Source organism: Paenibacillus sp. LK1, from assembly GCF_002750415.1.
Classification (GTDB): Bacteria; Bacillota; Bacilli; order Paenibacillales; family Paenibacillaceae; genus Paenibacillus; species Paenibacillus taichungensis.
In genome coordinates, this window is the sequence record NZ_PEII01000009.1 from 212,332 (window position 1) to 226,531 (window position 14,200).

Annotated in this window: 14 protein-coding genes; 11 read left to right on the forward strand and 3 right to left on the reverse strand. The window is 48.9% G+C overall.

Annotated elements, in window-relative coordinates; genetic code table 11:
* Window positions 1-48: 48 nt before the first annotated feature.
* The 7 genes from CS562_RS20695 to CS562_RS20725 all read left to right on the forward strand — a co-directional run bounded on the left by CS562_RS20695 (window position 49) and on the right by CS562_RS20725 (window position 7,136).
* The gene (locus tag CS562_RS20695) at window positions 49-1,641 is read left to right on the forward strand and encodes a glycosyltransferase family 4 protein (RefSeq protein ID WP_257219561.1); all 1,593 of its coding nucleotides are present in this window, start codon (window positions 49-51) and stop codon (window positions 1,639-1,641) included.
* Window positions 1,642-1,658: 17 nt separating this feature from the next.
* Window positions 1,659-2,750 (forward strand): non-hydrolyzing UDP-N-acetylglucosamine 2-epimerase, encoded by a 1,092-nt coding sequence (wecB, locus tag CS562_RS20700; RefSeq protein WP_099858148.1) that lies wholly within the window; start codon window positions 1,659-1,661, stop codon window positions 2,748-2,750.
* Entirely contained in the window at window positions 2,743-3,729 is a 987-nt protein-coding gene (locus CS562_RS20705) for a polysaccharide biosynthesis protein (protein ID WP_076290840.1), read from the forward strand. Before wecB ends, CS562_RS20705 begins: the two co-directional genes overlap by 8 nt.
* Window positions 3,726-4,553, forward strand: coding sequence for a dTDP-4-dehydrorhamnose reductase family protein (locus CS562_RS20710; protein WP_076290839.1), 828 nt, complete (start codon window positions 3,726-3,728; stop codon window positions 4,551-4,553). The genes CS562_RS20705 and CS562_RS20710 overlap by 4 nt, the downstream gene beginning before the upstream one ends.
* A complete protein-coding gene (locus CS562_RS20715) occupies window positions 4,535-5,476 on the forward strand; it encodes an NAD-dependent epimerase/dehydratase family protein (protein WP_099858081.1) in 942 nt (313 codons plus the stop codon). Before CS562_RS20710 ends, CS562_RS20715 begins: the two co-directional genes overlap by 19 nt.
* Window positions 5,473-6,189: a glycosyltransferase gene (locus CS562_RS20720; protein WP_076290837.1), complete on the forward strand. Its 717-nt coding sequence runs from the start codon at window positions 5,473-5,475 to the stop codon at window positions 6,187-6,189. Before CS562_RS20715 ends, CS562_RS20720 begins: the two co-directional genes overlap by 4 nt.
* A 230-nt stretch (window positions 6,190-6,419) precedes the next feature.
* Window positions 6,420-7,136 (forward strand): glycosyltransferase, encoded by a 717-nt coding sequence (locus tag CS562_RS20725; protein WP_099858082.1) that lies wholly within the window; start codon window positions 6,420-6,422, stop codon window positions 7,134-7,136.
* A 137-nt stretch (window positions 7,137-7,273) separates the two neighbouring features.
* On the opposite strand, the gene CS562_RS33030 is transcribed toward CS562_RS20725, so the two are convergent.
* Entirely contained in the window at window positions 7,274-7,447 is a 174-nt protein-coding gene (locus CS562_RS33030; protein WP_170867946.1) for a hypothetical protein, read from the reverse strand.
* Window positions 7,444-8,682: a glycosyltransferase family 4 protein gene (locus CS562_RS20730; RefSeq protein WP_076290835.1), complete on the reverse strand. Its 1,239-nt coding sequence runs from the start codon at window positions 8,680-8,682 to the stop codon at window positions 7,444-7,446. The genes CS562_RS33030 and CS562_RS20730 overlap by 4 nt, the downstream gene beginning before the upstream one ends.
* Before the next feature lie 187 nt (window positions 8,683-8,869).
* Between CS562_RS20730 and CS562_RS20735 the strand changes: the two genes are divergently transcribed.
* Window positions 8,870-9,217, forward strand: coding sequence for a hypothetical protein (locus CS562_RS20735; protein ID WP_099858083.1), 348 nt, complete (start codon window positions 8,870-8,872; stop codon window positions 9,215-9,217).
* A gap of 263 nt (window positions 9,218-9,480) precedes the next feature.
* Window positions 9,481-10,968 carry a DHA2 family efflux MFS transporter permease subunit gene (locus CS562_RS20740; RefSeq protein ID WP_076290832.1) on the forward strand — a complete coding sequence of 496 codons (1,488 nt, stop codon included), beginning with the start codon at window positions 9,481-9,483 and terminating at the stop codon, window positions 10,966-10,968.
* Between the two features lie 75 nt (window positions 10,969-11,043).
* Here CS562_RS20740 and CS562_RS20745 read toward each other — a convergent pair whose 3' ends face one another.
* Window positions 11,044-12,117, reverse strand: coding sequence for a glycosyltransferase family 4 protein (locus CS562_RS20745; protein ID WP_175381168.1), 1,074 nt, complete (start codon window positions 12,115-12,117; stop codon window positions 11,044-11,046).
* 239 nt (window positions 12,118-12,356) lie between these two features.
* Between CS562_RS20745 and CS562_RS20750 the strand changes: the two genes are divergently transcribed.
* Both CS562_RS20750 and CS562_RS20755 read left to right on the forward strand, forming a co-directional pair.
* Complete coding sequence (locus CS562_RS20750; protein ID WP_099858084.1) at window positions 12,357-13,487, forward strand: ABC transporter ATP-binding protein; 1,131 nt, start codon at window positions 12,357-12,359, stop codon at window positions 13,485-13,487.
* Complete coding sequence (locus tag CS562_RS20755) at window positions 13,484-14,200, forward strand: ABC transporter permease subunit (protein WP_099858085.1); 717 nt, start codon at window positions 13,484-13,486, stop codon at window positions 14,198-14,200. Before CS562_RS20750 ends, CS562_RS20755 begins: the two co-directional genes overlap by 4 nt.

The window sequence follows — 14,200 nt, forward strand, 5'->3', positions numbered from 1 at the left end:
GGAGGTGTGCACAGAACCCTGACATTCGTATTCAGGGTCCGTGCAGCCATGGCGACTAAACCCAAACTCATGTTGTTTTCCCATGTGTGCAACACCCGCAGCATTACGGGGGCGGAGAAGCTGCTGCTTCATTTTATGAGGGAAATGGGTACCATCTTCGATTGTGTACTTGTCGTGCCTCAGGAAGGTAAGCTCGCCGGATTTGCGCGGAGGTTCGGTATTCAGGTCAAAATATGTTTCCTGCCGATGCTTCACGGTGTGTACACACCTTACCGGGGAATCGCAACGGATGCAGAACAGCTTCGCCAATCACCAGCCTATCAGGATGTGGTCTCCCTTATCCGGGAGACTGCGCCTGAACTGGTGTTAACGAATACCTGTGTCAACGTGATGCCAGCTGTAGCAGCAAAGTCTCTGCAAATTCCGGTTATCTGGAAGATTACCGAAATTATTCAGGAGAATGAACATACAAACGAGGCTGTACAGATGATTGGTCGTTACTCGGATTGGATCATAGGCATTTCCGAAACGGCGATAACCCCATTCAAACAAGCGGGCATGAGCGACAAACTCACCGTGATTTCCCCAACCTGTGATCCGTCTCTGCCAGCTCCAGATCGATGGGTGCACTTAAGGGAACGCAAACGCAAAGAGCTTGGTTTCAAGCCATCACAGATCTGCATTGGTTACATCTCTTCCTTTATATATGATGCCAAAGGTCTGAAACCTTTTGTGGATATGGCTCTGCAATTGTGCGAAACCCATCCACGCTGCCGATTCTGGATCATTGGTACATCAGCGGACAAAAAGTACTATGACGAATGTGTATCACGGGTGAAAAAATCCGGCTATTATCGGAGATTTACCTTTACGCCGTTTGAAGAGAACGTATCACTGGCCTATACGGCTATGGATATCGTTGTTATCCCGAGTATGGTCAAAGAAGGATTCGGAATGACCGCGCTGGAGGGGCTTTATTTTGCCAAACCGGTTATCGCATTTGCCCAGGGCGGATTGAAGGAATTGCTGGAATCGGTAGGCAGTGGTGCATTTCTGGCTCCGCCGGGTGATACTCAAGCGCTGTTCACGCTGGCCACAACGTTGTTGAATGATCCTGAACTGGCTTCCGACACCGGATGGCGCAATCGGACAGAAGCGGAAAAGCTCTATGGTATTGAAACCTACAGGGCAAAGTTGCATACGATGGTGACACAGTGGTTAACGCGTTTTCCCGGATGGTTTCCGTATATTCAGCCTCCGAATGGTCCAGTGTACGCATGGGGCGAGGGGCAATTGCGAACCGTGCTGGTTCTGGAACCAGCTACAGTTCGGGCACTTTTATTTCCACTGAATGTGATCCAGACGTTGCCGCTCTCACCGTTACCTCCGCTTGCGATAGGTCAACTTGTCCATGAAGCAACAGACACCCGATCAAACGGCAGAACGGGACGGAGCCGTCACCAGCGATTATCCCATCGCAGTGGGGTTCATGACAGAACGAAACGGGTGACGGGAACAGGTAGAAGGAAGCTGAAGGCGCGTAAAAAGAAACGTGTACGCGTGGGGCAACCGACTGCTCGCAAACGTGCTCCTGGCAAAGCCAGACGAAGCCGGGTACGCCGGAGAGTATCCAATAGATGATGAAGGCAGGGATTACGATGAAGATCATGACGGTGCTGGGGACGCGACCTGAAATCATACGGCTCAGCCTGATCATTTCCAAGCTGGACCAGTACGCGTCCAAACATATTCTGGTACACACGGGGCAGAACTTCACGGAAAGTCTCAGCGGTCTTTTCTTCAAGGAAATGAGCTTGCGGGCGCCGGACTACGTCCTTCAGGATGAAGCGGCCTCGTTGGGTCGGCAGTTATCCTCGATGTTTACGCAAATGGAAGATTTATTAAATCAGGAGCAACCGGATAAAGTGCTGCTGCTCGGCGATACGAACAGTGCATTATGTGCTGTGTTGGCTGAACGGATGGGCATACCCGTCATTCATATGGAAGCGGGCAACCGATGTTTTGATCTGGATGTGCCTGAGGAGAAAAATCGCCGGGTCATCGACGCCATTTCAACCATTAATATGCCTTATACCGAACAGAGCAAGAAACATTTGGTTAGTGAAGGGGTTCCCAGTCGACGAATTGTGCTGACAGGCAATCCGATCTATGAAGTGATGAGTCACTACGACACACAGGTGAGTACCAGCAAAATATTGAAAAAATTGAAGCTGAAGTCCGGGCAATATTTTTTGGTTACGGCCCATCGGGCAGAGAATGTTGATCACCCTCCTCATTTGCTGGAGATCATGAAAGGCTTGAACCAGGTTGCTGAAGAACATGCCATGCGAGTCATATGCAGCATTCACCCTCGAACGGCTATTCGAATTGCCGAGCATCTGCAACTGGAGATGCACCCGCTGGTGGAATTTCACGAACCATTCGGTTTTTTCGACTTCGTGATGCTGGAACGACATGCACGCTGTGCACTTACGGACAGTGGTACCGTACAGGAGGAGTGCTGCATTATGGGTGTGCCTACGGTAACCATGCGTCGCACAACAGAACGACCGGAGACGGTGGATTGCGGCAGCAACGTGGTCTCAGGTCTGGATGCGGAGCGTATTGCGGGCTGTGTGAAAGTAATGATCGAAATGTCAAACGACTGGGATTGTCCACAAGGCTACAAAGCAACCGATGTATCCAGTAAAGTGGTCAAATTTCTGCTTGGAGGGAAAATGCATGTTTGAAAATAAGCGTATACTCGTAACTGGCGGTACGGGATCATGGGGTTATGAACTTGTGGCTCAACTGTTGCCCCAGCAGCCCAAGGAGATTATTGTATACTCCCGGAATGAGTCCAGCCAAGTGGCGATGAGCCGTGAATTCGAAGACCCGCGTCTTCATTTTCGCATTGGTGATATTCGAGACAAGGAAGCGTTGACGGTTGCCTGTCAACAGGTGGATTATGTGTTTCATCTCGCAGCGCTCAAGCATGTTCCAGTGTGTGAAGATCAACCCTACGAAGCACTCAAAACCAATGTGATCGGCACACAAAATGTCATCGAAGCTGCAATTGAAAATAATGTGGAAAAAGTCATTTACATCTCGACCGACAAGGCCGCTAATCCATCCAATTTCTACGGCATGACTAAGGCGATCGGAGAGAAGTTGATCGTATACGCCAATCTGCTCCACAGCAATACGCGATTTGTCACTGTACGTGGTGGCAATGTACTTGGAACGAATGGCAGTGTTGTGCATTTGTTCAAAAATCAGATTCGTCAGAAAGGTCAAGTTTCCATTACCGACATGAACATGACGCGGTTCTTTCTGACCTTGAAAGATGCCATCACCTTGCTTTTCAAAGCATCGGTGGAAAGCGTGGGTGGCGAGATTTTTGTTATGACTATGCCGACGTGCAAAATTGTGGATCTCGCTGAAGTGTTGATTGAGGATTCAGGTGTGGAGAATGTGTCCATTGTGGAGCGTGGCACCCGGCCAGGCGAGAAGATTCATGAAATACTGATGAGTGAATTCGAGAGCATGACAACCGTTGTATACGATGAGCAATACTTGGTGATTTTGCCTACCCTCGGCATACCGGGGTTGAAGGAGCATTATACGAATTGTCCTCCAGTATCCTTCAGCAGCTTCAGTTCTGAGCATCAGCTGATGACCAAACAGGAGATTCGTGACATTCTGCAACGCGGAGGATTTCTGTCATGAAGCTGCTGATACTTGGGGGGAACGGAATGGCCGGCCATATTCTGGTCGACTATTTCCGCCGTCAAGGCGTGCATAGCGTTTTCTACACGACCCGTGATGTATCGGACCCTAATGGTCTTCTGTTGGATGTAAATGACTGCTTTATGGTCGACCGTCTGGTGGAGGTGGTGCATCCGGATGTCATCATTAACGCAGTGGGTGTTTTGAACAGCTTTGCAGATGAAGACAAAATTACCGCTTATCACATTAATGGATTCCTGCCGCATCGTTTGCGGCGGGTTGCCGACACGATTGGGGCACGTCTGATTCATATCAGTACGGACTGTGTGTTTAGTGGGGATCGAGGGGCGTACCGAGAGGATGATGTTACCGATGGAACATCTGCCTATGCAATTACAAAAGCATTGGGTGAAGTCCAGGATGCTGGACATCTGACAATTCGCACTTCCATTATTGGACCTGAAATTCGGAAGGGTGGCATCGGTCTGATGCATTGGTTCATGTCCACTACAGGGGAAGTTGGCGGATATACACGTGTCTTCTGGAATGGGGTAACCACCCTTGAATTGGCCAAATGGGTAGATCATTATCTGTCGTCCCCGCTTAGCGGTCTGATTCATTTGGCTCATCCGAAACCTGTCAGCAAGCATGATCTGCTTCTCCTGTTCCAACAGACATGGAATAAGCAGGATGTTGTTGTTGTACCGGATGATAGCGTAGTGCAGGATCGTACGCTGGTGTCCACACGTGAGGACGTGAAGACAGACCTTCCGGATTATTCTACAATGCTGAAGGAGCTGGCATTATGGATGGAGCAGAGCTGACAGGCAAAAAGGTGCTGATCACAGGTGCGTCCGGTTTTACAGGGCGGCATGCGGTCGCTTATTTCCGGGCAGCTGGTGCAATGGTTACAGCGGTGGTCAGGCGAGTCGGAGTGCATTCGTTCGGCGATGGTGTAGCTGTGCATGTCTGTGATCTGAATGATAAACAGCAAGTTCGTCATTTGATTGACGAGGTGAAACCGGACTATGCCCTGCATCTCGCAGGCAAAAATTCGGTGCCGGAGTCCTGGTCCGATCCGCTACTAGTATTGGAGACCAATGTGATGGCTGTACTGTATCTGCTAGATGCTCTCCGGAGCTGCCCAGCGGCACGGACCGTTATTGTAGGTTCCCGGTTAAAATACACGCCTGAACCCGGTCGGCCTCCGCAGCCTCCCCACCCGTACAGTCTCAGCAAAGCACTGGAGGAGATGGTGTCGCTGTCGTGGATGTCCCTCTTTGGACAGCAAATTATGCTGGCAGAGCCGGGCAATCTGATCGGTGCAGGTCCTTCAACAGGAATATGTTCGCTGCTGGCACGTCATGTTGTCGCCTGTGAACAGGAAGGTAAAACGGAGCCTTTCCGTCTATCTGGCCGGGATAATACCCGTGATTTTCTGGATGTACGGGATGCGGTTCGGGCCTACGCAACCTTGCTTGTTCAGGGCACGTCAGGCACCGTTTACCCCGTCGTATCGGGCAAAGAGAGAAGCCTGGGTGAAATAGCGGATACGCTGCTGACCATGACTGAAGCGAAAGTACCCGTACGCTGGGACGGAGCTTCTTCTGGTCCGGACGGCGCTGGAGAGCAGGAGGAGATGTCACTGCTGCGCAAGTTGGGCTGGCAGCCACTGATTCCTTTTGCCCAATCTCTTCAGGACATTCTGAGCGATGTTCGTACTCAGCAAGGGAGGTCCACTGGATGAATCCAAGAGTGTCCATTGTCATTCCGTTTTACAATTGTCCATATGTGCCTCAAGCGATTCAAAGTGCGATGAACCAGACGTATCCCGATGTGGAAATCATTATCGTCAACGATGGCTCTACCCGGCATGCGGATCTGCTTCAGCCTTATCTTCCATACATTAATGTTTTGGGCAAAAGTAATGGCGGCACAGCTTCAGCTCTGAATCACGGCATCCGTCATGCCTCCGGGGACTATGTCGCCTGGCTGAGTTCGGATGACCTCTTATATCCGGATAAGATTCGTCATCAGGTTGAATTTATGCAACGGGAGAATGTGCTCATCTCACATACCAACTTTAATTACATTAATGAACATTCAGCGGTGACCAAGTTAAACGGGGGGGCAGAACCGGTGGCCGAACCGGAGTGGCTGCGCCTCTTCGTATACGGCAATCCGGTGAACGGCTGTACTGTGATGATTCGCAAGGATCTCTTTAGTGGGGTGGGCCTGTTCAATGAACTGTTGCCTTATACGCATGATTTGGATCTATGGATGCGTATTTTGCTGAACGGCCATCGGTTTCCATATCTGAACGAATCGCTTACGGCATATCGACGGCATGGGGGAATGGGGACAGTACGCCATGCGGATGCCATCGGTCGGGAGGCCTCCATGGTATGGTCCAGATATCGGGAGCCTTTGTTGCAGCGGATTGCTGCCATGGGGGGATAAAGAACTTTGGTGGGGGTTATGGAGGCCGCAAGTTGGCCGAATAACGCCCTCTTTATTTATATGCATTTCTATCAGAATCTTACTGATGGAAAGCCGCTCTTTGGATTAATGCAAAATGCTCATATACGTAATTTATGAGTCGTTATGCAACAGATGCCCGATACCTAACGGATCTATCCTCATATAATAGGGAGAATGGTAATATTCACGCGGAGAAAGGGGAGGACCGAATGGAGCCCAAGGTATCAATTGTCATTCCTTTTTATAATTGTGCGTATATCGAGCAGGCTGTTCACAGCGCCATTCACCAGACGTATCCGCATATTGAGGTCATTGTGGTGGATGACGGCTCTACGAAGCATGTGGAGCGGCTGCAACCATTCATGGATCGCATTCACTATATTCGAAAAGAGAATGGTGGAACAGCAACCGCGTTAAACGAGGGAATCAAACAGGCGACAGGTGATTACTTTGTCTGGCTCAGCTCCGATGATGTGATGTTGCTGGACCGGGTAGAGAAACAACTGAAGTTCATGCTTGACGTCAAGGCTTCGTTCTGTCACGGTGCCTATCATTATGTAGATGCGAACAGCGAATGGATGGACACGGTGAGACCAGAAGTAGGGAGTCGTCTGGAGATGCTTCAGGTGCTGACCGAAGGTTGCCCAATCAACGGTTGCACGGTGATGCTTGAGATGGATGCATTTCGAAAGTTCGGCATGTTTGACACCGATTTTCGCTACACGCATGACTATGAGATGTGGCTGAGACTGTTTCCGCTCTATGAGCTGTTCTATTACAATGAGCCACTGATGTGTTATCGGGTTCATGAATCAATGGGAACCAAGAAACACTTTGAGGCATTGAAAGCCGAGATGGAACTTGTTCAAGCGAAGCATCGGCCCGTATTACTCAATCTGCTTCAGGTTGGCGGTTACTGGAAGTAGATGTGACAAGTGATGGAAGAAACCACGAATAGCTAGCTAGTGAACCGCAAGAAAAAGAGGGTATTCGGTTGCCGTAAAGTGATTACGGCATGAACGAATATCCTCTTGTTTGTTCCTGTTTGTATAGTTACTTGACTCTAATTTTTTTCGGAAGTGAGTATGTGCATGGTTGCCGGATCAGGAAAAACGTATCCTTTGGGCAGCTTCCTCATTAATTCGTTCATTACAGCGTAATCCACCTCGATATGCGTCGTCGACACAGGGGTGGAGAACCAACGATTATACAAATCACTAGGGACGAGCAGTGTCATATTCTCTGACCTCCCAACTGAATGGCTTCCTGATAGACATGCAGCGTGCGCAACCCCATCTCCTCCAGTGAACGATGTTGTTCAGCCCATGCTTTGGCTGCTGCTCCTACCTTTGCACGGGTAGCATCATCCTGCAGAAGGGCATTTAACAGTGCGCTAAGGGCTTCGACATCCTGTGGTGGAACGACCCAACCAGTATGTTCAGGCTGCACCATCTCAGGCATGCCTGCCGTACCGCTGACAATGACAGGCAATCCGGCGAGCTGAGCCTCTGTAACCGAGAAAGGCTGCGTATCCTGCAAGCTGGGCTGTACATAAATGTCAGCATGGCGTAGGAATGAAGGGATGTTGTCGAGTTTCCCCCAGAAAACGATGTCAGCACCTACCCCAAGATCATTGGCTAGGGAGCGCAAATCCTCCATCAGATTGCCTTCCCCAGCAATCCAGCAGACCCAATCCGAGCGATTCTTCTTAAGGCTGGAGAGTGCTTTGACCAGAATATGAACCCCTTTGATGTGTTCCAGTCTGCCCGTAAAGGCGATCACTTTTTTGCCCGCTGTCTTCCTCTGACGGAACTTGACTGCTGCTTGGGCACGGTAGGCCGGAATATCTACAGCATAAGGAATAATTCGAAATTTGGACTCGGGAACATGGAGGTCCGTAAGTGTGCTCTTAATCCAATGGCTGGAGACCAGAATAAGCTGGGATTGTTCAGCGCTTCGCTCTTCCAGTGACAGGAAGTAACGTCCGCGTTTGGATTGCAAGTATTCGGGAAGTGTGAGCTTCGCGTTAGAGTTCTGAGCATCGTAAAAGGCTTCGCGCGCAAGCGCTCCGTGATAACTCGTTACCATGGGTGTGTTGCGGTTTAATATACGTCTCATTGCAACCGCTGCTACCGGGTCCTGCGCGTGGATGACATCGTAATGATCAACGCCGAGATAGGCAGCTCCCATTTCAAAGGCATACCTGTTCAATTCATAATAAGCCACGAGAGAATCGGCAGTAAATTGAGGCAAATCTGTCGGATTCAGCTTGGCTTGAAGCATGGGCCATACCTTATCTTTGGAGAAGGAACGATTGAGATTGCGAATGTACACTTCATTTTTGGCTCCGTTGGTGCCCATAATATCCACCTCTACGCCAAGAGCCATCAGCCTGTCAGCCAGCTGTTTCACATATGTCCATATTCCACCCATCTGTGTAAGCTCCCAATAAGTCACGAGCAGAACTCTCATAGGTACCTCCTTGTCACGGCCTGTACAGGCCGATCTTCTATCCTGTTAGTTTATGAAAAAAAGCAGACAAAAGGGTGGGCATTTCGTTGGAATTAATTAAAATGGGTGATTGCAAATAGCAATGGACGAGAGCAGGCATACCATATCTAGAGAAAGGTTCAACTCTGCTTTAGAGGAGGGATATACCGTGGCCGCATATGTACTGGAGATTCACGAAAACTTGCTGCAAACCGTTGTACCGGTGAGATATATGGACATTGAATTGTCATTTGTGGGAAATGACGATGTGGATATCTTTGTCGGAGGAATCAGTCAGACCCGTGGGGAGTTGTATCGCTATCTTTGCCGGATTGGGGCTGACACAGGAAATCACATTATTCATAATCTCGCGGTCTCATCCGATCCGTGCGAACTGCGCATCATTAGCAACAGTTCTATACCAAGTCATCTGGTTATTCGAATGTACTGCAGAAGTGACCAAGGCCAGACCTTGGGTATACTTTCGGAGCATCAGATGATCAAATTGGCAGATTAGCAGAGGTCACCATAATGAGCATCGATTAACCAATGGGGTGGGGCAGGAGAAAACCTGGTCCATTTTTTGGCATACATACGTGATTCGTTATCCAATAAAAAAATAGCTTGACAGCAAAGGTATTTTCATTAGAATTAACCTATGCTTAAACAAAAGTTTAAAACGACGGTTTAAAACAAGGGTTTGAAACGTCGTGAATATAAGGCCGATGGAGAGACACATACAAAGATAATGCCTCCAGGCCGGAAAAGAGAGTGGAGAGAGTGAAACAACAAACAGCAGTGCCCCAGGACCCGGCGGAGTTCTCAATTAAAACGATTATTCTGCCGCTACTGGCTATTATTGTTGGGATGATTATGGTCATCTTGGACAGCACGGTGGTTAACGTGGCAATTCCGAATCTGGTTCAATATTTTGAGACCGATTTGAAGACCATTCAATGGACGGTTACAGGATATACGTTGGCCTTGTCAGCCGTCATTCCGCTGGCGGGATGGTTGACCGACCGATTTGGTGCCAAAAGAGTATTTCTGTTCACGATCGCGATGTTTACTCTGGGTTCAGTCTTGTGTTCGATTGCGCAATCTCCTGAACAATTGATTATTTACCGTATCATCCAAGGGCTTGGCGGAGGTATGGTTGCGCCGATTGGTATGGCGATGGTATTCCGTCTGGCTCCTCCTGAAAGAAGAGGTTCTATCATGGGTATGCTCGGGATTCCGATGCTGTTGGCCCCTGCGCTGGGTCCGGTATTATCCGGCTGGTTCATTGAGTCATTCAGCTGGCACTGGATCTTCCTGATCAATCTGCCGATTGGTATTGCCGCGTTTATTCTATGTATCAAATTCCTGCCGGATACGGATCGTGGACGCACGCCTGCGCTTGATCTGCTTGGTATGATTCTGGCACCAATCGCATTCTCGATGCTCGCATACGGTGTAAGTGAAGGCGGAACAAGCTGGACGTCTGCAACAACACTGACAGGTGTGATTGTCGGAGGCGTAGCGCTGATCTTATTCGTTATCGTGGAGCTTCGTCACAAAAATCCGCTGTTGGAACTTCGGGTGTTCAAATCATCTGATTTCACACGGGGTATTATTCTGGCATGGGTATCACAAGTCGCTTTATTTGGTGCAATGATTTTGATTCCACTTTATCTGCAACAAATTAAAGGCTACACTGCATTGGAAACAGGGCTCATTCTGCTCCCGCAGGCGCTGGCTTCGGGTGTGGGTATGCCGCTTGGTGGACGTTTGTTTGATAAAATTGGTGCAAGACCACTCGCTTTCGTGGGTCTGGGTATCATCTCGGGTGCACTGTTTATTCTGTCATCGATTACGGCGGAAACGGGCCTTGGCCTGATCATTCTTAGCCTTGTCATGATGGGATTGGGTATGGGTTTCTCCATGATGCCACTCAATACGCATGTACTGAATGCTGCTCCACGTAAGCTGGTAGGTCGGGTTACCCCGCTTACTGCTGCTGCACAACAAGTGGTTGTGTCCTTTGCAGTTGCCGGCTTGACCGGATTCCTGACCTCCCATATTGCAAGCAATACAGCTGGAGCTACTGATGCTACAAGTGTGGTGAATGGCTTAGTGGCTGGTTTCAACGATACCTTCTTCCTGGCAGCGTGTATTGCCTTGTTTGGATGCCTGCTTAGTCTGATCTTGCGCAAACCAAAACGGATGGAGGAAGAATCCCTTCAAACAGGGGATCAGCCTGATCCTGCAATGATGATGGGACACTAATTCTTATAATCTGATTTCATGAATTTAATGTTTAGGCAGTTCAGAGCATCTTTCTGAACTGCCTTTTTGTTTTGTTTAAAAGAAAATGCTCAAGGCAGTCATCATTTCCCGAAATGAAGTGGCGTATCGGTCAGGGGAGAAGGAGATGGCCATATGCTGTCTACCTTGAATGCGTATATATTCCCGCAGCTTTTTGTTGCGCATAAGGTCTACCGCTTCAGATACAGCGGTTTTCACGTTGCCTATCGGATAGAATTTTCCTGTTCGGTTATGAGTAATAAAGGACCTTACGCCATCCGAATCGGTACTGAGAACCGGGCATCCGCAGCTGATGGCTTCAGCAACGGCATATCCAAAGCCTTCAAGTAGGGATGTGGACAGCATGATACCCCCGGAAGCTGCAACCATGGAGTAGAATGTAGGCATCTGGGAATGGGGCACGTTGATAAAGATGCCAATCCGATCTTCAAGCCCGTATTCTGCAAGCATGTGACGGAACATGACCTCGTCCTCCGGATTAGCCAAGGTCGGATCATGGAAAAACCATAGTCTGGCTTTTGGAATTTTTTTAATGATTTCGCTGGATATCATCAAATACTCCCGCCAGTTTTTATTGTGTTCGAGCCTTCCTACCCATGCAAGTACCGGATAGGGAGGAGTATCCACCGAAATTGGGGCAAAGGTATTGGTATCCAGCATATTGGGAATGACAAACCGGTGAAGCCAAGGGCACATATGAATGAACAGCTCCAGTAAATGATCTGTTGGAGGAATGACCGCAGCATTACAGTGGGCTTGAAGATAAGGTACTCCCATCTGAATGGTTTCCATAGCCTGTTCACGCGTACCGAGTCCCTGTGCTTCATAGATAATGCGTCCTTTATACCCGAGGGCTCTTAATCTGCCCGGCATGGCAATATCGGAGGTAACAATAATGGCATCATAACGATGATGATGAATCAAACTGTGAATTTCCTCATCACTGGAAGCGGTGAAGACCGGCGTGCTGGTATTGTTCTGCATTCCCGAGCCAGGGTACAGATACAATACATGCGCTTCGATGCCATGGCGTTGCAGAACGGCTGTACGCAATCGGTTTAAAGTATCCACACCGCCGCTTGGAACAAAAAATGTGAATAGTACTTTCACACGGTTCACCCTCTGACTTTTGTGCAGGTGCTCATGCCCCTGTACTGTAAGGTACGTTGCCTCAGAGTGCAGGGTGTGGGTGAATGAAGTGTTGTTCACATTTTAGACACATATTTTTAAGCTCTCTTTTAAGTGACATTAAGCTGCATTTAGGATACAACACGTAAGATACAAGGAACTTCCCGTGTTGACCATCTGAAGAAAGCGATGATGGCACACGGGTATTTTAACGGGAAAGGATGAATGATGTGCTCGAAGTGAAACAGGTCAGCAAAGTATTTGATGGGCGGCGCGGCGTGCATCAACTGGATTTCACAATGGAGCGCGGTGAGATTGTTGGATTTTTGGGACCGAATGGTGCCGGAAAAACCACAACGATGCGAATGATTACGGGCTATTTGCATCCTACGGCAGGCTCCATTGCAGTGGATGGCATATCAGTGCACGATCAGGGCAGAAGCGTTCGTTCCAAGATCGGCTATCTGCCGGAGACACCGCCGCTTTATCCAGATATGACGGTACAGTCGTATTTGAAGTTCGTCGCTAATCTGAGGGATGTCCCGACCCGTGAAGTGAAATTGCGGATCAGTGAGATGGTCAGCAGGCTGGGTCTTCAAGGTCGCGAAAAGCAATTGGTTCGCGGACTGTCCAAAGGGTACAAGCAGCGTCTGGGTCTGGCTGGAGCCATTATTCACAAACCGGATCTGCTCGTGCTGGATGAGCCGACTTCAGGACTCGATCCAAATCAGATTATGGAGATACGGGATCTGATCCGTGAACTGGGTGAGAATCATACAGTGCTGCTCAGTACACATATTTTGCCGGAAGTGAGCACGCTTTGTAATCGGATGTTGATTATTAATCAGGGTCAGCTCGTATTGGATGGTTCACCGCAGCATTTTGGCTCAGCGATGGGGGATCAGTTTAAGGTATCTATTGAAGTGAAGGCAACAGAGCAGCAATTACATAATGTGCTGACACCATGGGAGGAGGTACGGAGCGAAGTCATTCAAGCAGCAGATGGACAGGCATCCAATGGTTCTGCTGATACGGTTAAAATGCTGCTTACCGGCGAATCTTCCGAAGATTTCCGGGAGGAACTATTCTACCTTTTGTCTGGTGCAGGCTTGCCGATCCTGGAGATGAAGAAAGAAAATCTTAGTCTGGAACAAATTTTCCTGAAGCTTACCACAACGGAAACGGAATCCGAAGTGGAACTGGTAAAACAGGAGACTGAAACTGATAAAGTGCAGCTCGCCAATCATGCGACAGATGAAGAGGCCAATTTGGGCACGACGTCAGATCTGAAGCAATCGACTAGTTCCGAGAGCACTTCATCTGATTCCCACACAGGGGAGGGTTCCAAATGAGACGAATGATGGCGGTTTGCAATAAAGAACTGCAGGCATATTTCCTGTCACCGACCTCGTATTTCGCTTTTGCCGTATATGTACTGATGACAAGTTTGCTGTTCTATTCCAGCTTTGTGTATTACCAGCCAAGCATTGTAGATTATCGTCTGGTGCTGGGGGACACGTTATCCATGCTGCTGTTTGTGGTGCCGTTGCTGACGATGCGTCTGGTGGCAGAGGAATTCCGGCAGGGCACTGACGAATTGTTGTTGACTTCACCTGCACGGGTGACCGAAATTATTTTCGGTAAATATTTGGCGTCACTCGCCATTCTTGTTGTACTTATTCTGTGCAGTCTCGTTTACCCGTTTATTATGTCCTTCTTTGGTGAACTGGATCTGACATCCGTATGGTTGTCTGCACTGGGTCTCTTTTTCCTGGGCGGAAGCATGATGGCGATTGGATTGTTTGCTTCCACGTTATCTCAGCACCAGATGGTGTCTGCGGTAGCCGGTTTTATTATTTTGCTCGTATTGTGGATGCTTGATTCATTTGCAGGCAATTCCGGATCTGCGTTACAACAATGGCTGGACCCGTTTGCGTTGACGAACCGGTTTGACAGCTTCACGAAGGGTGTAATTAGCGGCCCAGATATATTGTATTACGTGACGCTCTCAGGTGTGTTTCTGCTGTTAAGCATTCAAATTGTGGAACGGAAGCGGTGGAGGTGA

Coding starts and splice junctions, on each gene's coding strand:
- CS562_RS20755 (WP_099858085.1), top strand. CDS start 13,484: ATGAGACGAATGATGGCGGTTTGCAATAAAGAACTGCAGGCATATTTC.
- CS562_RS33030 (WP_170867946.1), bottom strand. CDS start 7,447: ATGACACTGCTCGTCCCTAGTGATTTGTATAATCGTTGGTTCTCCACC.
- CS562_RS20695 (WP_257219561.1), top strand. CDS start 49: ATGGCGACTAAACCCAAACTCATGTTGTTTTCCCATGTGTGCAACACC.
- CS562_RS20720 (WP_076290837.1), top strand. CDS start 5,473: ATGAATCCAAGAGTGTCCATTGTCATTCCGTTTTACAATTGTCCATAT.
- CS562_RS20710 (WP_076290839.1), top strand. CDS start 3,726: ATGAAGCTGCTGATACTTGGGGGGAACGGAATGGCCGGCCATATTCTG.
- CS562_RS20715 (WP_099858081.1), top strand. CDS start 4,535: ATGGATGGAGCAGAGCTGACAGGCAAAAAGGTGCTGATCACAGGTGCG.
- wecB (WP_099858148.1), top strand. CDS start 1,659: ATGAAGATCATGACGGTGCTGGGGACGCGACCTGAAATCATACGGCTC.
- CS562_RS20750 (WP_099858084.1), top strand. CDS start 12,357: ATGAATGATGTGCTCGAAGTGAAACAGGTCAGCAAAGTATTTGATGGG.
- CS562_RS20705 (WP_076290840.1), top strand. CDS start 2,743: ATGTTTGAAAATAAGCGTATACTCGTAACTGGCGGTACGGGATCATGG.
- CS562_RS20730 (WP_076290835.1), bottom strand. CDS start 8,682: ATGAGAGTTCTGCTCGTGACTTATTGGGAGCTTACACAGATGGGTGGA.
- CS562_RS20725 (WP_099858082.1), top strand. CDS start 6,420: ATGGAGCCCAAGGTATCAATTGTCATTCCTTTTTATAATTGTGCGTAT.